Origin of the sequence: Streptacidiphilus anmyonensis (assembly GCF_000787855.1) — a bacterium.
GTDB classification, from domain to species: domain Bacteria; phylum Actinomycetota; class Actinomycetes; order Streptomycetales; family Streptomycetaceae; genus Streptacidiphilus; species Streptacidiphilus anmyonensis.
Map to the genome: position 1 here is coordinate 204449 of NZ_BBPQ01000003.1, position 18180 is coordinate 222628.

Annotated in this window: 19 protein-coding genes and 1 pseudogene; 7 read left to right on the top strand and 13 right to left on the bottom strand. The window is 72.5% G+C overall.

The window, feature by feature from the left end:
* Positions 1-59 precede the first annotated feature (59 nt).
* Positions 60-767, bottom strand: coding sequence for a DUF6215 domain-containing protein (locus TR50_RS05860; RefSeq protein WP_042415202.1), 708 nt, complete (start codon positions 765-767; stop codon positions 60-62).
* A gap of 190 nt (positions 768-957) precedes the next feature.
* Here TR50_RS05860 and TR50_RS05865 point away from each other — a divergent pair, with 190 nt between their 5' ends.
* The 4 genes from TR50_RS05865 to TR50_RS05880 all read left to right on the top strand — a co-directional run bounded on the left by TR50_RS05865 (position 958) and on the right by TR50_RS05880 (position 4024).
* Complete coding sequence (locus TR50_RS05865) at positions 958-2490, top strand: UDP-N-acetylglucosamine 1-carboxyvinyltransferase (protein ID WP_042415550.1); 1533 nt, start codon at positions 958-960, stop codon at positions 2488-2490.
* A 243-nt stretch (positions 2491-2733) separates the two neighbouring features.
* A complete protein-coding gene (locus TR50_RS05870) occupies positions 2734-3042 on the top strand; it encodes a DUF6087 family protein (protein WP_052440767.1) in 309 nt (102 codons plus the stop codon).
* Positions 3039-3353, top strand: a complete 315-nt coding sequence (locus TR50_RS05875; RefSeq protein WP_052440768.1) for a MazG-like family protein — start codon at positions 3039-3041, stop codon at positions 3351-3353. The genes TR50_RS05870 and TR50_RS05875 overlap by 4 nt, the downstream gene beginning before the upstream one ends.
* Positions 3353-4024, top strand: coding sequence for a class I SAM-dependent methyltransferase (locus tag TR50_RS05880; protein WP_042415204.1), 672 nt, complete (start codon positions 3353-3355; stop codon positions 4022-4024). The genes TR50_RS05875 and TR50_RS05880 overlap by 1 nt, the downstream gene beginning before the upstream one ends.
* A gap of 102 nt (positions 4025-4126) precedes the next feature.
* Here TR50_RS05880 and TR50_RS05885 read toward each other — a convergent pair whose 3' ends face one another.
* The 8 genes from TR50_RS05885 to TR50_RS05920 all read right to left on the bottom strand — a co-directional run bounded on the left by TR50_RS05885 (position 4127) and on the right by TR50_RS05920 (position 9606).
* Positions 4127-4582 carry a DUF5990 family protein gene (locus tag TR50_RS05885; RefSeq protein WP_174514813.1) on the bottom strand — a complete coding sequence of 152 codons (456 nt, stop codon included), beginning with the start codon at positions 4580-4582 and terminating at the stop codon, positions 4127-4129.
* Between the two features lie 46 nt (positions 4583-4628).
* A complete protein-coding gene (locus TR50_RS05890) occupies positions 4629-5348 on the bottom strand; it encodes an alpha/beta hydrolase (RefSeq protein ID WP_236654293.1) in 720 nt (239 codons plus the stop codon).
* 183 nt (positions 5349-5531) lie between these two features.
* Positions 5532-6086, bottom strand: a complete 555-nt coding sequence (locus TR50_RS05895) for a Clp protease N-terminal domain-containing protein (RefSeq protein ID WP_042415206.1) — start codon at positions 6084-6086, stop codon at positions 5532-5534.
* A 2-nt stretch (positions 6087-6088) separates the two neighbouring features.
* Positions 6089-6364, bottom strand: coding sequence for a hypothetical protein (locus TR50_RS05900; RefSeq protein WP_042415208.1), 276 nt, complete (start codon positions 6362-6364; stop codon positions 6089-6091).
* A 92-nt stretch (positions 6365-6456) separates the two neighbouring features.
* Positions 6457-7284, bottom strand: coding sequence for an ABC transporter permease (locus TR50_RS05905; RefSeq protein WP_042415563.1), 828 nt, complete (start codon positions 7282-7284; stop codon positions 6457-6459).
* 88 nt (positions 7285-7372) lie between these two features.
* On the bottom strand, positions 7373-8359 hold the full coding sequence (locus TR50_RS05910; protein WP_084699775.1) for an ABC transporter ATP-binding protein: 987 nt from the start codon (positions 8357-8359) through the stop codon (positions 7373-7375).
* Positions 8356-8814 carry a MarR family winged helix-turn-helix transcriptional regulator gene (locus tag TR50_RS05915; protein ID WP_042415211.1) on the bottom strand — a complete coding sequence of 153 codons (459 nt, stop codon included), beginning with the start codon at positions 8812-8814 and terminating at the stop codon, positions 8356-8358. The genes TR50_RS05910 and TR50_RS05915 overlap by 4 nt, the downstream gene beginning before the upstream one ends.
* A 147-nt stretch (positions 8815-8961) precedes the next feature.
* The gene (locus tag TR50_RS05920) at positions 8962-9606 is read right to left on the bottom strand and encodes a LysE family translocator (RefSeq protein WP_042415570.1); all 645 of its coding nucleotides are present in this window, start codon (positions 9604-9606) and stop codon (positions 8962-8964) included.
* 111 nt (positions 9607-9717) lie between these two features.
* Between TR50_RS05920 and TR50_RS05925 the strand changes: the two genes are divergently transcribed.
* Entirely contained in the window at positions 9718-11079 is a 1362-nt protein-coding gene (locus TR50_RS05925; protein WP_042415212.1) for an aminotransferase-like domain-containing protein, read from the top strand.
* Positions 11080-11614: 535 nt separating this feature from the next.
* Here the strand turns inward: TR50_RS05925 and TR50_RS05930 are convergent.
* The 3 genes from TR50_RS05930 to TR50_RS05940 form a co-directional block, all read right to left on the bottom strand.
* Positions 11615-12808 (bottom strand): cation:proton antiporter, encoded by a 1194-nt coding sequence (locus TR50_RS05930; RefSeq protein WP_063775011.1) that lies wholly within the window; start codon positions 12806-12808, stop codon positions 11615-11617.
* A gap of 286 nt (positions 12809-13094) precedes the next feature.
* A complete protein-coding gene (locus tag TR50_RS05935; protein ID WP_052440769.1) occupies positions 13095-13484 on the bottom strand; it encodes a Zn-ribbon domain-containing OB-fold protein in 390 nt (129 codons plus the stop codon).
* 135 nt (positions 13485-13619) lie between these two features.
* Positions 13620-14411: a TetR family transcriptional regulator gene (locus TR50_RS05940; RefSeq protein ID WP_042415214.1), complete on the bottom strand. Its 792-nt coding sequence runs from the start codon at positions 14409-14411 to the stop codon at positions 13620-13622.
* A gap of 123 nt (positions 14412-14534) precedes the next feature.
* Between TR50_RS05940 and TR50_RS05945 the strand changes: the two genes are divergently transcribed.
* Complete coding sequence (locus TR50_RS05945) at positions 14535-15686, top strand: acyl-CoA dehydrogenase (RefSeq protein WP_439654201.1); 1152 nt, start codon at positions 14535-14537, stop codon at positions 15684-15686.
* A 698-nt stretch (positions 15687-16384) separates the two neighbouring features.
* On the opposite strand, the gene TR50_RS05950 is transcribed toward TR50_RS05945, so the two are convergent.
* Positions 16385-17488: a polyprenyl synthetase family protein gene (locus tag TR50_RS05950; RefSeq protein ID WP_042415217.1), complete on the bottom strand. Its 1104-nt coding sequence runs from the start codon at positions 17486-17488 to the stop codon at positions 16385-16387.
* A gap of 568 nt (positions 17489-18056) precedes the next feature.
* On the opposite strand from TR50_RS05950, the pseudogene TR50_RS45305 reads away from it, so the two are divergent.
* Positions 18057-18180: pseudogene (locus TR50_RS45305) on the top strand (DNA-directed RNA polymerase subunit alpha); the annotation flags it as partial.

Sequence of the window (18180 nt, forward strand, 5' to 3'; positions counted from 1 at the left end):
GGGCGGCGGCCGGCCTTCGGGCCGACCGCCGCCCCCTCCCGCTCGTCTCGTCCCGCCGCCTACGTTCCGGCGACCCAGCCCGGCGCAGCGGGCAGCACCTGCTCGGCGATCCGCAGGAGCGACGCGGCGTCGGGCGTCGTGCCGTCCTGACGCCAGATCGCCAGCTCGAAGCTGCCGCCGCCGTCCTTGGCCGACTTCGCCACGACCAGATGCCGGGCGACGCCCCCCGTGCCGCTGCCGCCGCCGGTTCCGCCGCCGCTCTGGCCGCCGCCGAACGTGATCTCCAACGTGTGGTCCGAGTACGTCAGCGCCGCATGGCCCAGCACCGTGGTGGGCTGGACCGAGTCCGTCACGTCGGCGAGCGCCTGGACCGAGACGTCCTGGTTGTCGGTCAGCCGCACGTTGTACGTCCCGAGCTGCACCTCCGCCGCGGCGTCGCTCTCCTTCGTCCCGTCGGGGTAGGTGAACGTGCTCCCGGCGGACTGCGCCAGCACGACGTGCTCGCTCGGTGCGCCGATCAGGACCGGCAGGTCGGGCCGGTTGAGGGCGGCGCACAGGGCCGGGTACTCCGCCGCGTCGGACGACTTGCGCGCCTGGCAGCCCGCCGGCTTGCCCGCGTCCGTCCCGTCCGCCGGCTTGCGGAACGTGCCCAGTCCCCACATCGCGCCGAGCGCGACCGCGACCAACCCCATCGCCGCCGCCACCTGGAGCCCCACGTTGGGGCCCTTCGCGGGTCTCTCCCCGCCGTCGGTCAACTCGTCGACCATCTGTTCATCCCCCCTGGTCACAGCCGTCTGCACCGTGTGCAGGCGGCGTGATCTTAGCCCACCCGGGGGATGCGGGCGGTGAGGGGTCGTCAGGGCTCGGGCCGGCAATGGTTCGCGTGCGCAGGGATCATCGCTCTGATGGCGCAACCGTTCGCGCTTCGCATCTCAGATCTGAGATAGTGTGACCTGCGTGACTGAAGACTATCTCGTGCGCATCGGCAAGCTCATCCGTACCGCCCGGCAGCACAAGGGCCTGACCCAGGCCGAGCTGGCAGAGGCGCTGACCACCAGTCAGAGCGCCGTCAACCGGATGGAGCGCGGTCAGCAGAATCTCAGCCTTGAGATGATCGCTCGAATCGGTGAGGCGCTCGACAGCGAGATCGTCTCCCTCGGGTACGCCGGTCCGATGCACCTGCGGGTCACCGGCGGGCGGCGCCTCACCGGCGCGATCGACGTGCGCAGCAGCAAGAACGCGGGCGTCGCGCTGCTGTGCGCGTCCCTGCTCACCACCGGTCGCACGACGCTGCGGCAGGTCGCGCGCATCGAAGAGATCTACCGCATCCTCGAGGTCCTGACCAGCATCGGCGTCAAGGCCCGCTGGATCAACAACGGCAACGACCTCGAGCTCACCCCGCCGGCCCGGCTCGACCTCGACGCCATGGACGCCGACGCGGCGCGCCGCACCCGCAGCGTGCTGATGCTGCTGGGTCCGCTGATGCACCTGGAGTCGCACTTCAAGCTCCCCTACGCGGGCGGCTGCGATCTCGGCACCCGCACCGTCGGCCCGCACCTGGCCGCACTGCGCCAGTTCGGCCTGCGGGTCAACGCCACCGACGGCCACTACCACGCCGACGTCGAGCCCGGCGTCACGCCCAGCCGCGCCATCGTGCTGACCGAGCGCGGCGACACCGTCACCGAGAACGTGCTGCTGGCGGCGGCGCGCAACCCCGGCGTCACCGTCATCCGCAACGCCAGCCCGAACTACATGGTCCAGGACCTGTGCTTCTACCTGGAGCGGCTCGGCGTCAAGGTCGAGGGCATCGGCACCACCACGCTGACCGTCTACGGCGTGGAGAAGATCGACTGCGACGTGGACTACGCGCCCGCCGAGGACCCGGTCGAGGCGATGAGCCTGCTGGCCGCCGCCGTGGTCACCTCCTCGGAGCTGACGATCCGCCGGGTGCCGATCGAGTTCCTGGAGATCGAGCTCTCCGTGCTGGAGGAGATGGGCCTCGACTACGACCGCAGCGAGGAGTACCTGGCCCGCAACGGCCGCACCCGCCTCACCGACCTGACGGTCCGCCCCTCCAAGCTGACCGCGCCCGCGGACAAGATCCACCCGATGCCGTTCCCCGGCATCAACATCGACAACGTCCCGTTCTTCGCGGCCATCGCGGCGGCGGCGCACGGCGACACGCTGATCCACGACTGGGTCTACGACAACCGCGCGATCTACCTCACCGAGCTCAACCGCCTCGGCGCCAACGTCAAGCTCCTCGACCCGCACCGCGTCCTCGTCCAGGGCCCCACGACCCGCTGGCGCGCCGCCGAGATGATGTGCCCGCCCGCCCTGCGTCCCGCCGTGGTCGTCCTGCTGGCGATGCTCGCCGCGGAGGGCACCTCGGTGCTGCGCAACGTCTACGTGATCAACCGCGGCTACGAGGACCTCGCCGAACGCCTCAACTCCATCGGCGCCCGGATCGAGACCTTCCGCGACATCTGAGACACCCGGCGGCCGAGGGCCACCTGCCCCGAACCCGGGCAACGGCACACGCGTCTGCCCGGGGCCGGGGCCGGCATCAGGTGAGCCGACGCCGGCCATGACAGGTAGCGCGCCTCGCTGCGAGCGGAGCAGCAGGACCAGTCACCCGTTCGAGCGATCCCGCGGCCGATGGCCAGTGCGGAAGACTGACCCGGTGACCACGAACGAGCGCCGAACCGGAAAGCCCGTCACGAGCCTCTAGCCATGGACGAACCTCTGGAGCGCTGGGCCGCGCGGCGCGATGCGCGTAGGCGCCCCGTCGGCGTGCGGTGCGCGATGCCGCTCGAAGGCGGTCCCGCTCGCGCCGCGCACACCCGCCCTGCCGCCCGCTGGCTGCTCTTCGAGTGGGACGGCTACCAGTGGGTGGCCCAGGGCGTCGCCGACGACTACGCCGCCTCCCGCCGCTACCTGGCCCGGATCGAGGGCGACGGCGTGGTGCGGGCCCTTCCGACCACCAAGGCTGTACCGATGCGCGGCACCGGCCGCCATCGCAGACCTGCGGAGGACCAGTGACCGAGTGGGACACCATCGCGCGGTGCCAGCAGCGCTTGCGGGAGACGACACCGCTCCCTGCGGACCAGCACCTGATGCTGCGCGTCGTGAAGATCCAGGAGGAGGCCGGGGAGGTGGCTGACGCCTTCCTCGGAATGATCGGCGGAACGCCCCGCAAGGGCGTGTGCAAGACGAAGCAGGATCTCCAGGCCGAGGTCTGCGACGTGATCGCCACCGCGATGGTGGCGCTCTACGAGCTCGCAGGCCCGGACGCCGAGAGGATCTTCGCCGCTCACATCGACGGGTGGGGAACTCCGGAGGGAGCACGCTGATGCAGGAGCAGCCGCACCACGGGAGCCCTGAGGACTACTGGGACACCTTTTGGCCCGCGGCCGGTGAGGACACCGGAGGAGTGCCCGACGTGTCCCGCATGCGCTGGACGCAGTATCCGTTCCACGGCCCCGGCGCGGAGTTCCTGGGGGAACCGAAGACGGCGTTGGAGATCGGGTCGGCTTCCTGCGTCGCGGGGGTCGCCCTGGCCCGGACCGGGGTCGACGTCACGTGCGTGGACTTCTCTCCGCACCAGATGGAGCGGGCGCGCGGGTGGTGGAGCGACGAGCCGAACGTGACGCTCGTGGAGGCCGATGTCCTGCACTACCTTGCGCGGACCGATCAGCGGTGGGACTGCGTCTTCTCGAACTGGGGCGCGGCGTTCTTCATCGACCCCGAGATCCTTCTCCCACTGGTGCTCCCGCGCCTCAACCCCGGCGGTCTCTTCGCGTTCTCCCATGTGGAGCCTCTCGCGCCATGCTTCGGACCACAGATCAAGTACGGCAACGGGTACCGGGGCGAGAAGCTCGCGATCGTCCGCTGGATGCCGAGCAACGAGCAGTGGACGGAGCTGCTGGACCGCCACGGGTTCGCGAATGTCGAGGTGACGACGCTCCCCGGGAAGGAGGCGGGTTGGGTCGGGACGACGCTGGGACGCGCGTACGCGCGTTGACAGGGCGCGGCCGCGCCACCTGCCGGGATGGTCGATGGGATCGAAGCTCGGCGCGATCAGGGGCTGACCGGACGAGCGGGTCGTCCCTCCCTCTGACGTCTCTCAGGCCGGCTCGTCCGCCGTCCACTCGACCGCTGGGGGCGCCACCCGACCGCACACGGGGTGGCCCTTGGCGTCGGTGAGGGCGAGGCGGGCGACGAGGGCGCCGCGGCGGCGGGCCTCGGCCAGGACCGGCGGGGGGACCTGGGCCAGCATCAGCTTGGCGCGCCGGAACATCCGGGCCGTCTCCTCCTCGGGGTGGCGGCCGGTCCAGGAGAGGTACACGAACCGTCCGCCCAGGCGGTTCTGGACGTACGGGCCGCGCAGTTCGCCGTCCGGGGTGAAGGTGCAGTCGAACGCCCAGCGGGCGGTCGCGGCGTCGCCGGGCTGCGGGGCGAGCAACTCGGCGGGCCGGTCCTTGCGCTGGACGGCGACCTCGATCCCGCTCACGCCGGGGAAGTCCGGCCCCGGGGCGCAGTCGCTGCCGGGGAGGGTGTGGGCTTCGATCCGCAGTTGCATGTTCTGCATGTTCTGCATCGTGCCACCGCCCACCGACATCGCTGTGTCAGCGGCGGCCCGCCCAGAGGGGGAGGCGCAGGTCGAGGCCCTCGATGTCCGAACCGGTGCGCGCCAGCGCCTTGGCCACCGGGTCCGGGAACGGCCACGCCCCGAGGAGGGCGCCGGTCAGCAGCGTGGTGAGGCGGTGCCAGGTCGGCGCGCGGCGGACCATCGCGTGGTCGCTGCCCGGGATGACACAGCGGGCCACCTGCGTCCCGGCCATGCGGGCGCGCGCGGCGAGGTCGAGGGACTCCGCCGGAGACGTCACCCGGTCGTGGTCGGAGTGGATGATCAGCACGCGGTGGTCGGCGAGGTGCCCGACCGGCTCGCCCGGAGGGCACCAGGGCGCGAGCGCGACGACCCCCGCGACGGAGGCGTGCCCGCCGATGCGCAGGGCGGCGCGCCCGCCCATGGAGTGGCCGAGCAGCACGACCGGCACGCCCGGTCCGACCTGCCGGACCAGCTCCGCCAGCGCGTCCTCCGCGTCCACGGCCGCGTCCGCCCGCTCGCCGTTCCAGCCCCGGCAGCGGTACTCCACCTCGGCCACGCCGAGCGCCTCCCCGAGCGGCGAGCGCAGCAACGCCCGCTCGAAGGGCCGCATCCGCTGCAACGGCGGGTTCAGCCGCGACGGCGGCCTGAGCCCGTGCTCCTCCCCGCCGTGCATCACGAGCACGACCCCGGCGGTGGGCGGCACGGGGTGGTGACGCCAGATCAGCGGCACGGTCACGGCTCCCTCGGTTCGGCGACTGTGCGGTAGAGCCTACGTGCCGCGCCTTGCCGATCCGAGGCCGCCCGATCCGAGCCCGCCCCCCGATCCCCGCCCGAACCCGCCGGGTCCGTGGGATGGGGCGGCAGCTCGGGGGCGGCGTGCGCGGCCTGCCGGGCCCGTCAGGCCGGACGGGCCTGCGCGTCAGCTCTCGGCGATCCGCGCCAGCACCGCGGGCCGCAGTGTGGTGAGGTCCACGTCCAGCTCGGTCAGGACGGCGAGAGCCGTCGTGCGCTCCGTGTCGTCCGGGCCCGCGGCGAGGATGCCGAGCAGCATGTGCTCGGTGCCGAACTGCTCGTGCCCGAGCGCCTTCGCCTCGCGCAGGGTCTGCTCCAACGCGGCCTTGGCATGCGGGGTGTAGGCAGGGCGGGGGAACTGGAACGCGCCCTCGCCGAAGCTCGCGTCCGCGCGGCGCCGGATCTCGGCGACGTCGATGCCGATCGACGCCAGCGCGTCGCTCGCCGGCCCGCCGCCGGTCGCGGCGACCCCGGCCTCGGTCAGGAGACGGACGGTCACCTCGCGGGCGCGGTCGCGGTCGACGCCGTGGGCGGCGAGGACCGACCCGGCCGTGCTCTCGGGATCGGCGGCGAGGCCGAGCAGCAGGTGCTCGGTCCCCATGAAGTCGTGGCCGAGGGCGATCGCCTCGTCCTGGCCGACGACGATGGCCCGCTTGGCGCGGCCGGTGAAGTACTCGAACATCCTCAGCTCTCCTTGCCTGTGGCCTTGCGCCTGCTCGCATGCTTCTCGTGTACCGACTGCCGGCTGACCTGCAGCGCCGACGCGATGCTCTGCCAGGTCCAGCCCTGGTCGCGCGCGTTGTCGACGTGCAGGCGTTCCAGCTCCTCCAGCAGCCGGCGCAGCGCGACGACCGCGCTCAGCCCGACGGCCGGGTCCTTGGCCGTGACCTGGCCCAACAGGTCGGCGGCCGCTCCCTTGTCCTCGGCCTTGTCCTCGGGGGACTCCTCAGGAACTCCCATGGCTGTCAGGTTAGCCTGACAGCCATGGCGCGTGTCAAGGAATCCTGACACGCGCCATGGCGGGGAGCGGGGAAGGGCGGTGCGGAGGCGGGCTACTTCGCCAGGCGGCCCAGCAGCAGCGAGGCGGTGGTCACGCCGACCGCCGCGGCGACGGCGAGGACGCCGAAGTCCAGAGCCAGGTGCGCGTGGATGCCCAGCAGCAGGCCGCGCAGCGCGTCGACCTCATAGCTCAGCGGGTTGGCCTTGCTGACCGCCTGCAGCCAGCCCGGCATCACCGCGACCGGGTAGAGCGCGTTGGAGCCGAAGAAGAGCGGCATGGTGATGGCCTGGCCGATGCCCATCAGTCGGTCGCGGGTCAGCACGATGCCGGCGATCGTCATGGACAGGCAGGAGAAGAACGCGGACCCGAGCACGACGATCACGGCGACGCCGAGCAGTCGCAGCGGGTTCCAGGTCAGCGCGACGCCGAGCAGCGCCGCGATGACGACCACGACGAGGGCCTGGATCACCGACTTCACGCCGGCGGCGAAGGCCTTCCCGGTGACGAGGGCGGCCCGGGGGGTCGGAGTGACCAGCAGTTTGGTCAGGACGCCGGAGTCCCGCTCCCAGATGATCATGATGCCGTAGAAGATGGCGATGAACATCGCGGACTGGGCGATGATCCCGGGCGCGAGGTAGTCGAGGTACGGGATCCCGCCCGTGGGTATCGCGTGGATCCGGGTGAAGGTCTCGCCGAAGATCAGCAGCCACAGCGCCGGCTGGACGGCCCGGGTGTAGAGCTCGGTCCGGTCGTGGCGCAGCTTCTGCAGCTCGACCATGCACATCGCCCCGGCCCGCGCGAGCACCAGACGCCAGGCCCGCCGCGCGGGCGGTGGCGTGAGCAGCAGCCGCAGCTCGACCGGCCGCGGGCCGGGCGTCAACGTGGCAGTGGCAGTGGCAGTGGCAGTGGCAGTGGCAGTGGCAGTGGGAGTCGCAGTCGCGGTGGCGGTGGCGGTCGCGGTGCCGGCCTCAGCGGAGGCGGGCAGCGGTGGAACGGGTGCGGCGGACATCGCGGAAGTCCCCTCCCTCGTGGTCGGCGCCGGTCAGGCCACTGCCGGCGTGGTGGCGGAAGACGTCCTCAAGGCTGACCCGCGCCGGGTCGGCCCCGAGCTGTGCGGCCAGGTCGGCGCGCAGGTCGCCCGGCGCGCCCATGGCGCGGATCCGGCCGCGGTGCATCAGGGCGAGCCGGTTGCAGTGCTCGTCGGCCTCGTCCATGTAGTGCGTGGTGACCAGCACGGTCATGCCGGTGCCGGCGCGGACCTGTGAGATGCAGTCCCAGACGCTCGCGCGGGCCAGCGGGTCGAGCCCGATCGTCGGCTCGTCCAGGATCAGCAGGCGCGGCGCGCTGACCAGGGCCTGCGCCAGCTCCAACCGGCGGACCATGCCGCCGGAGTAGGTGCCGGCGAGCCGCCCGGCCGCCTCGGTGAGGTCGACGGCCGTCAGCGCCTCGTCCACGCGGGCACGGCGCTCGGAGCGCGGCACGTCGAAGACGCGGGCGAACAGGTCGACGTTCTCACGGCCGGTCAGCCCGCTGTCGGCGGACAGCTGCTGCGGGACGTAGCCGAGCACGCGGCGCACCTGCATGCGCTTGCGCGCGCAGTCGAGCCCGAAGACGCTGATCTTCCCGGCGGGGACGGGCAGCAGCGTGGTGATGGCGCGGATCGCGGTGGTCTTGCCCGCGCCGTTGGGGCCGAGCAGACCGAAGATCTCCCCCTGGGCGACCTCCAGGTTCAGGCCGTCCACGGCGCGCGTGTCGCCGAAGGAGTAGCTGAGGTCGGTGCAGCGCACGGCCGGTTCGTCCAAGCGGACGTCCGGGGTGGCGTCCGGCGCGGTGCGGGGCTGGGGGTTCGCTGCGACGTTCGGCGCGGTGTCCGGCTGGGGGGCCGGTGCGGCGTTCGGGTCGGCGTCCACGGTGGCGTCCGGGTCGGCGGGGCCCGCGGCGGGTGGGGTGGTCATGGCGTGGCCTCCTCGCGCAGTCCTTCGGCCAGCCGGCGCAGCGCGGGGAGCGCGGCGGCGAGGGCCAGGTGGTCGGCTTCGTCCAGCCGTTCCAGCTGGTCGGCGAGGAGCGCGCTGCGCCGCGCGTCCCAGTCGGCGAGGCGCGCGACGGCCTCAGGCTCGGCGTGCAGGCGGGCGGCGCGCCCGTCCTTGGGGTCCGTCTCGCGGCGCAGCAGGCCCGCCTTGGTGAGTTGGTTGACCAGCGTGGAGACGGAGTTGTCGGCGAGGAACAGCTCCTGGGCCGCCTCGGAGACGCGCAGGCCGGGCTGGGCCGCGACCAGGCGCAGCAGCTCGATCTGCGCTCCGCGCAGCCGTGGCAGTTCGAGGCCGGAGCGCAGTCGCCGCCGCACCAGCCGCTGGATCGCGGGCAGCAGCTCCGCGAGCTCGGCGGAGGGATCGGGGTTGTCGGTGTTCACTCCTCTATTACCTCTCAATAAGAGGTAATAGTCCAGACCTGGAGGCTGGGAGATCGCCGAGCGCGGCGAGGGCGGTCAGCCTCTCGGCCTCTCCGTCGGTCAGCCGGTCAGCCGGTCAGTCGGTCGGCAGGTCGGCAGGTCGGTCGGTCACGCCGCTACGGCCCGGGCGCGGTCGGCGGCGATGTGGAGGGCGAGCCCCGCCAGAACCGTGCCCATGGCGTAGCGCTGGATCCGCAGCCAGGCCGGCCGTCGCGAGAAGAACGCCGCGATCGTGCCGGCGCCCAGGGCGATGAGGCCGTTGCCGGTCACCGCGATGGCGATCTGGGTGAGGCCCAGCAGCAGCGTCTGCTCCGCCACGTGACCGCGCGAGGGGTCCACGAACTGGGGGAGCAGCGAGATGTAGAGGACGGCCAGCTTCGGGTTGAGCAGGCAGGTCACAAAGCCCATGGCGTAGAGGCGGCGAGGGGAGTCCGGCGGCAGCGGCTGCGGCGCGAAGACCGCCGTGCCGCCCGGCTTGACCGCCTTCCAGGCGAGCAGGAGCAGGTACGCGGCGCCGGCCAGCTTGATCGCGGTGTAGAGCACGGGCACGAGCGTGAAGACCGTGACGATGCCGGCCGTCACGGCGACGAGGTAGACGAGGAAACCGGTGGCCACGCCCGTGAGGGAGACCAGCCCGGCCCGGCGGCCCTGGACGATCGATCGCGAGACCAGGTAGATCATGTTCGGCCCGGGCGTGAGCACCATGCCCAGGGCGACGGCGGCCAGACCGAGTTCCGCATGCAGGCTGATCAGCTCCATGGCACCGAGGCTAGGGCTGCACGGCAGCTCGGTGCAATACTGATATTGCCTTCGGTGCAATGATGGGAAATGAGTCGAGCGATCAGCGGGAAGGATGAGAGACCGATGGACGACTACCGCCTGCTCGCGGACGAGATCGCGGCCGCCGTCGCGGCGGGACGGCTGCGCCCCGGCGAACGCCTGCCCACGCAGCGCGCCTTCGCGCGGCGACGCGGCATCGCCGCGTCCACGGCCGGACGCGTCTACGCCGAACTGGTCCGGCGCGGCCTGGTCGTCGGCGAGGTCGGACGCGGCACCTTCGTCCGCGCCGACGCCGGGCTGCCTGGCGCGGGGCTGCCGCTGAGCGAACCCTCGCGCGCCCGCGTCGACCTGGAGCTCAACTACCCCGTCGTGCCGGAGCAGTCGGCGCTGCTCGCCGCCGCCCTGACGCCGATGCTGAGGCCGGACGCGCTCGACCTCGCCCTGCGGCCGAGCCGCGCCGAGGGTACGCCCGCCGCGCGCGCCGCCTTCGCCGCACTGCTCTTCGAGAACAACTCCCGTGTCGTCGACAGCGGCTGGATGCCCGAGCCGGAGGCGCTGCGGTTCGCCGGCAGCGGTCGGCAGGCGCTCTCCGCGGTCCTCGCGGCGCTGGTCCCGCCCGGACAGCGGCTCGGCGTCGAGGAGTTGACGTACCCGGTGGTCAAGGCCACCGCCCAGCGCCTCGGCATCGTCCTGGTGCCGATCGCCCTCGACGCCGACGGCCTCGATCCGGACGCGCTCGCCGCCGCACACCGCAGCGCCCCGCTGCGCGCGGTCTACCTCCAGCCCCGCGTCCACAATCCGCTCGGCATCACCATGCCGCCGAAGCGCCGCGAGCGGCTCGTCGAGGTCCTGCGACGGCTCGACCTGCCGGCCGTCGAGGACGCCGTCTGGGCGTTCCTCCGCCCGGACGTTCCGCCGCTCGCCGCGCTCGCGCCCGAACGGATCGTGCTGGTCGACAGCCTGTCCAAGCGCGTCGCACCCGGCCTGAGCACCGGTTGCGCGGTCGTGCCCCGCGCGTTCCGGGAGGCGGTCACCGCGTCGCTGCGGGCGGGTGGTTGGCTTCCGGGCGGCTTCGCCCTCGAGGCGGCGGTCCGTTGGATCGGCGACGGCACGGTCGCGAGGATCGGTGCGGCGAAGCGCGCCGATGCGACGCAGCGCCAGCGCCTCGCGCGCGAACAGCTGCCGGACGCGGTGCTGCGCGGTGATCCCGGGTCGTACTACTGCTGGTGGGAACTGCCGGCCGGGTGGCATGCCGAGACCTTCGTCGCCGCCGCAGCCCGCGCGGGCATCGGCCTCACCCCCGCAGCCGCCTACGCCGTCGGCCCCCGCATCCCGCGCGCCGCAGTTCGCCTCGGCCTCGCCTCGCCACCGCTCCCGGTCCTGGCCGAGACCCTGGCCACCCTCGCGCAGCTGGCACGCAGCACACCGGAGGAGCAGGCGGATTGACGCGCCGCCAGGTGTCGCCCTGCGTGGCCGAAGACGCCAGAGGCGGCCCGCCGGGCGAAGCCTTGGGGCGGCGGCACGCTCGCGGTCGACGCCCGGTGTGCCGGGGGGCGCACGATGCAGCCCGGCACAGCCCAGCCCGGGTGACGCCCTCGGACGGTGCAGTTGTGTTGAGTGTGCGCGCCGGCTCGGCCTGGGGTCATGCCCGCATGTCGGCCGTGCCCGGGGGTGGGGCGCTCGGGAGGTGTCCTGGCCGTCGACGCCCGGTGAGGGCCGGCCGCGAACGGTCCCGGCTTGCCCGAGGCGGGGTCGACGGACGGTGCCGTTGCGGTCGGGGCCCGCTGTGTGTTGAGCGTGTGCGCGCGGGCCGGCTCGGCCCGGGGTCATGCCCGCATGTCGGCCGTGCCCGGGGGTGTGGCGCCCGGGAGGTGTCCTGGCCGTCGACGCCCGGTGTGCCGGGGCGCGAACGTCGCCGGCGCTCGCCCCGCACGGCTTGGTCGAGATCGGTGGGCGAGAGGCGTGCGCGGCCGAGTGTCGCTCAGTTCGGGCCGGGCTGAGCGGGCGTGGCCTCCGCTGTCGGCGCGGCTGACGGCGGGGGCGGAGGCGGGGGAGTGGCGCGGGCGGCGAGCGCGCCGGCGGCCGTCGCGGCGGCGATCGTGACCAGGGCTCCGAGCAGCAGCGCGGCCGACTCGCCCGGACGCAGCAGATGGAGCTGCGTGCCCAGCGTGGCGGCAGCCACCGGCACGCCCAGCTGGGCGGAGGCCAGGACACCGTGCGTGAGGGGCTGGCCGGTCAGGCGCATCGAGGCGTGGGCGAGGATCGTGGCCGCACCGAGCAGCAGGCCCAGCAGGATCGCGGACGGATGGCTGCCGAGCTGACGCAGGTCCAGCGAGGCGCCCAGCCAGACGAAGAAGAGCGGTCCGAGGAAGCCCTCGGTGAGCGCGAACAGCTGCCGGGCGAGCCGGCGCGGTTCGCCGATCGCGGCGACGACCAGCCCGAACGAGAACCCCGCGAGCATGATGGAGACGTGGGTGTGCGTCGCCAGCGCGGCGAGGGCGAACACGATCGCCAGACTGATCCGCAGCTCCAGCGCGAACTTGCGCTGCCGGGAGAGCCGGTGGAGGCGTCGGTGCAGCCCCCGGTGCTCCGCCTCACGCAGGATCAGGAACAGCACCACCGAGCAGCCGAGCACCGCCGCCGCGCCGAGCGCGGCGCGCGCCGCGTGGGCGGGGTCGACGGCCAGCGGCAGCGCGACGATGCACGCGGTGTCCGCGACCGCGACCTGCGGGAGCAGCGCCAGTACGGACGGTCCGCCCAGGTGCAGCGAGTCGATGATCGGCAGGATCAGCGCGGCCGAGGACGACGCGAACAGCACCGCGTAGAGGGCGGTATGTCCGGTGTGGAAGCCCCGCGACAGCGCGAAGGCGGGAACCACGCCCACCGCCGCGACCGCGACCGCCCGCAGCAGCCCCTTGAGCAGCCCGCCCCGCAGCGCCTTGTCCCGGACAGGGACGTGGGCGCCCGCGACGAACATGATCAGCGCGAAACCCATGTCGGCGAGGAAGGCGAAGGTCTTGTCCCCCGCGTGCAGGTAACCTGCGAAGGTCGGCCCGAGCAGGACCCCCGCGACCAGTTCCCCGATGACCACCGGGATCCGCCAGCGCGACGGCAGGGCCAGCAGCGGACCGAGCATCCCGGCCACCACGATGACCGCCAGGGTCGAGAAGTCCACGCGCCGTCACCCTTCACCGTTGCTCTGCCGCCCGGTTCCGGCGGGCTCGGCGTGGGGGAAGCCTAATGCGCCGGGGAGCGTGGAACGGACAGGCTGAGCGGTGGTCAGGCCGTACCGGGCGGGTCACACGGGAGACGGCACCCTGACGGGGCCGGCGCCCTTCCTGGGCTGGCGCCCTTCCTGGGCTGGCGCCCTTCCCGGGCCGGTGCCCTTCCCGGGCTGGCGCCCTTCCCGGGCCGGTGCCCTTCCCGGGCTGGCGCCGTCCTGTGACAGCGCCCCGCGGGCGTCAGGCGGCGCGGAAGACCGGCAGGTGGGTGTGCGGGGCCGGAGAGGCCAGGCGGACCCGGGTCCCCTCGGGCACGGTGCCGGGCAGCGCGTCGTCGAGGGACGCCTGCACGGTGAAGCCCTCCTCCATCACGACCAGGCAGATCGTCTCGCCGTCGGTGTACTGGCGGTGGCGCGGCGTCAGCAGCCGGTGCACGATGCCGGTCCCGGTGCTGGCCTGCTCCTCCAGCTCCGAGGAGCCGCAGATCGGGCAGAGCAGCGCGGCGCGCCCGGTGGCCGAGCCGCACCAGCCGCAGCGGTGGTAGCGCAGGACCGGCGCGGTGCCTTCGTCGCCCGTGGGGGCGGCGACGAGGGGTGTGACCGGGGCGAGAGCAAGGGTGGAAGTGGGCATGAGGGCTCCAGTGAACGGGGTGGTGGGGTCGTTCAGCGGCGCAGTGCCGATCCGACTGTATGGCACTGAGTGCCCTACGTAAAGGCACTCAGTGCCCTCACCTCGCGGAGTGTCACCCCCGGGTCCTTCCGGCGGTTACCGCCGCTGCCCGAGCGCGCCCTCGACGTCCCTGACGACCTGCCAGAGCGGCGCCCCCTTGCGCGCGAGCAACACCACGACCTGCTCGTCCCCGTCCTGGTCTCCGTCCCGGTCCCCGTTGCCACCGTCGGCCGGGACGGTGACCGGGACTCCGCCCGCGGCCTCGTGGGGGCCGTCGGGGATGGACGGACCGGCAGGGGAGAAGGCGCGGGTGACGTAGCCGAGCGCCTCGTCCATCGCCGCCTGCACGTCGCCCTCGCCGCCCGCGCGCAGCCAGGTGCGCAGCGCGTGGTTGTGGGCGGCGACCACGGCCGCGGCCACGACGTCGGCGCGCAGCGCCCCGTCGCTGCGGTCCGCGCCCCGCTCCCGCAGGTGCTCCGCGAGCGCGCGCTCATAGCGCCACACCACCGAGAGCTCGTGCGCGCGCAGGCCGGGGACCTGACGCGTCAGGCGGTAGCGCTGTACCGAGAAGACGGGGTCGGCCGCGTACATCCGCAGCACCAGCCGGGACGCGTCGCAGACCTGGGCGACCGGGTCGCCGTCGGCGGGCGCGGTCCGCAGGAACTCGGTCATGTCGACCAGGCAGCCCTCGTGGTCGGGGAAGACCACGTCCTCCTTGGACGGGAAGTAGCGGAAGAACGAGCGGCGTCCGACGCCGGCCAGCGAGACGATGTCGTCGATGGTGGTCTGTTCGAAGCCGCGGTCCAGAAAGAGCTGGAACGCGGCCCTGACCAGCGACTCCCGCATGGTCGGCTTGGCGTCGTCCCCGGTGCTCACAGCTGCTGCCATGTGCAGAACGTAACACCAGATCGGGGTCCGGAGCTCCCCCAGGATGGCACTGAGTGTGCATAATCGAGGGTACTGAGTGCCATATGGGTGCCGACGGGGCGCCGACAGATCTCGGGAGCGAACGTGAGCGCAGATTTCGACCTGTTCCAGATCTCCGAGGAGCACCAGATGCTCCGGGAGACGGTCCGGGGCCTGGCTGAGGCGAAGATCGCCCCGTTCGCCGCCGAGGTGGACGAGCAAGCTCGCTTCCCGCAGGAGGCGCTGGACGCCCTCGTCGCCTCCGAGCTGCAGGCCGTCCACGTCCCCGAGGAGTACGGCGGCGCCGGCGCCGACGCGCTCGCCACCGTGATCGTCATCGAGGAGGTCGCGCGCGTCTGCGTCTCGTCCTCGCTCATCCCGGCGGTCAACAAGCTCGGCTCCCTCCCGGTGATCCTCTCCGGCTCCGAGGAGCTCAAGAAGCAGTACCTGGCCCCGCTGGCCAAGGGCGACGCCATGTTCTCCTACTGCCTCTCCGAGCCGGACGCCGGCTCCGACGCCGCAGGCATGAAGACCCGCGCGGTGCGCGACGGCGACGACTACGTCCTCAACGGCGTGAAGCGCTGGATCACCAACGCCGGCGTCTCCGAGTACTACACGGTCATGGCCGTCACCGACCCCGAGAAGCGCTCCAAGGGCATCTCCGCGTTCGTCGTCGAGAAGGGCGACGAGGGCGTCTCCTTCGGCGCGCCGGAGAAGAAGCTCGGCATCAAGGGCTCGCCGACCCGCGAGGTCTACTTCGACAACGTCCGCATCCCGGCCTCCCGCATGATCGGCGCCGAGGGCACCGGCTTCGCCACCGCGATGAAGACCCTCGACCACACCCGTATCACCATCGCCGCCCAGGCACTCGGCGTCGCCCAGGGCGCGCTGGACTACGCCAAGGGCTATGTCAACGAGCGCAAGCAGTTCGGCAAGGCCATCGCCGAGTTCCAGGGCATCCAGTTCATGCTCGCCGACATGGCCATGAAGCTGGAGGCCGCCCGCCAGCTCACCTACGCCGCCGCGGCCAAGTCCCAGCGCGTCGACTCCGACCTCACCTTCTTCGGCGCCGCGGCCAAGTGCTTCGCCTCCGACGTCGCCATGGAGGTCACCACCGACGCCGTCCAGCTCCTCGGCGGCTACGGCTACACCCGTGACTACCCGCTGGAGCGCATGATGCGCGACGCGAAGATCACCCAGATCTACGAGGGCACCAACCAGGTCCAGCGCATCGTCATGGCCCGCAACCTGCCGTAAGGACAAAAGAGCAGGTCATCGGCCTAATTAGGCCATCGAAACAGGTGCCCTTCCGAGCCCGGAAGGGCACCTTTCTGCGTAGATGCCCGACATCTGCGAGGGCATGGCGGTGCGACTGAGGACGGCGATGATGGGAATCTGGCCGTCGTCGGAGGTCAGCGGCTTGCGGCGGTTCGGCTGCCCCGGCTTCCTCCGATGCTCCACGCGGCCCGTGAGCGCGACTGTTGCGCGTATGTTGCGTCAGGGATGCGCCAGGCCGTATCGAGCTCCCGGCGTGGGCTGCTGACGCCGCGTTCGCCGGCGGGGAGCCGAGAGCCGCAGCATGCGCGGAGAGTGAGCTTTGGCTGGTCCGGATCTGCTCCGACATGGGAATCGACATGGGTCGCAGAAGATCTTTGCGGTGGGGCAGATCGCGGCGATGTTCAAGGTGGCCTCGGTGGTCTTCCTGATCGGCGGGTGCTGCGGGCCGTGGCCCTGTGGCCGGTCGCGGTCCTGCCCCGGCTCGGCCGTGCTGCTCCACGCCCTCGGTCGAGTCCCGATCGGGCTGCGGGGCGTCCTGCCCGCGATCCCCCGGCGATCGGCTTGGCCCGCGTCCCCGCAGCTCTGGTCTGGACCTGTCTCGAACTGCTGAAGGGACAGTGATGTGCGGTCGGCGCAGGACGTCGGTCCGACCGACGCCCCGCACCGGCTCACCCCCGCTATCGGTCGCGTGCGACCGTCCAGGTCGGCAGGAGCGCGAACAGTGACACGGCGTCCGGCCGCCAGCGCCCCCGCCAGGTGGCGGCCAGTGCCGCCGCCTCCCGTGCGTGGCGCTCGGCCTCGGCCCGGAGGGATTGGTCGATCCCGTGCGCCCGCGCGATGCCGCGGATCCGGTCGAGCGTGTCCGCGTCGCCGTCCGAATCTCCCAAGGCAGCGCCCAGCAGCTTGCGCTCGCTCTCGTCCGCGGCGGCCAGCAAGGCGCGGACGGCATAGCTGCGGCGGCCGGAGCGGATGTCGGACCCGGGGGACTTGCCGAGGGTCTCCGCATCGCCGAACAGGTCCAGCCAGTCGTCGTGGATTTGGTTGGCGATGCCCAACGCGGTGGCGTAGCGGCGTAGTTCGCCGTCGTGCTCGGACGGGTCGGCGCCGGCGGCGAGCAGCCCCAGCCTCAGGGGAGCGAGCACGGAGTAGCGCGTCGACTTGTACTCGGTGACCGCGTGCAGGAGATCGGTCGAGGGCTCGGGGTGGAAGTCGCGTTCCAGGTCCAGGAGCTGCCCGGTGATCGTGGTTGCTCCGACGTCCGCGTGGACGGAGGCCATCGCCAGTGCGAGAGCGGGAGGCAGGCCGCTGTTGAGCAGCACGCGCATGGACAGGAAGGCCGCCAGGTCGCCGGCGAGGACGGCAAGGGCCAGGGCGGTGTCGGGCCGATCCGGGAACTCGCGCAGGTAGGCGTAGTAGGTGGAGGGGCCGCCGCGGCGAGCGGGTGTGTCGTCGATGATGTCGTCGTGGACCAGGCCATGCGTGTGCAGCAGTTCGATGCTGATGGCGGCCTCGTCCAGGCCGGCCACGGGTTCGTCGGTGACCAGCGCGGCCGCCTCGTACAGCAGGACCACGCGCAGGCGTTTGCCCCCGCGCAGCGAGAGCTCGCGCACCAGGTCGAGGGCCCGGGCCGTGAACCGGCTGGACGCGGGGGTCTCCAGGGCGCCGCCCGCGCCGTTGGCTCCGTCGGTCAGGGAATCGAAGTAGGCCGCGAGGCGGTCGTTGAACCGGCGCCGGCGGTCGGCCGCGCGCTGCAGGACCGCGGTGAGAGTGTCGTCGTCCACCGGGCCACCCTTTCACTCCTCTACGGGCCGAACGCTGCCGCCGCTCGTCCGTAGGCCTGTCAGACGGCTCCGGCGACGAGAGTGCTCACCCGCTGGCGGCTAAGGACCGTAGTCTCTCTCACGGTCGGACGAGCCCCATGCGGCGACCGGGGCGGTGGGGGCGGCAGGGACGCGTCGCCGGCGAAGCCCATGCGGCGCAGGCCGGCGGTGGTGTGGGCGGTGAGTAGGCCGCGGGGGTCGGCGGCGCGCGCTTCACACAGAGCCTCGGCGACGTCCAGGTGGCGACGAGGTCGGGCGACTCGTCTGCTGCCTGCTCGGGGACCTCGACCTCAAGGTCCGTCCGTACTTGAGTCCCGGCCGGCCCCCCTCCGCCAGGTCCAACGTGACTTGCCCAAGCCGTCTGTCCTTCGGTTGAACGTGCCTGAGTGCCGTCCGACCGTCCATCACCGGTGCATTGAGTCTGGCCGCCGCGCCGGGCGGAGCGGGCCTCGTGTGAGGTCGGATTGCCGGTACCGTGCGGTGTCTACGGCGTCAGATAGCGGGCGCCAAAATCTGGAGGCACCAGGCCATGCTGATTGCTCAGCGTCCCACGCTGACCGAAGAGGTTGTCGACGAGTTCCGCTCCCGGCTCGTCATCGAGCCGCTGGAGCCGGGCTTCGGCTACACCCTCGGCAACTCCCTGCGTCGTACGC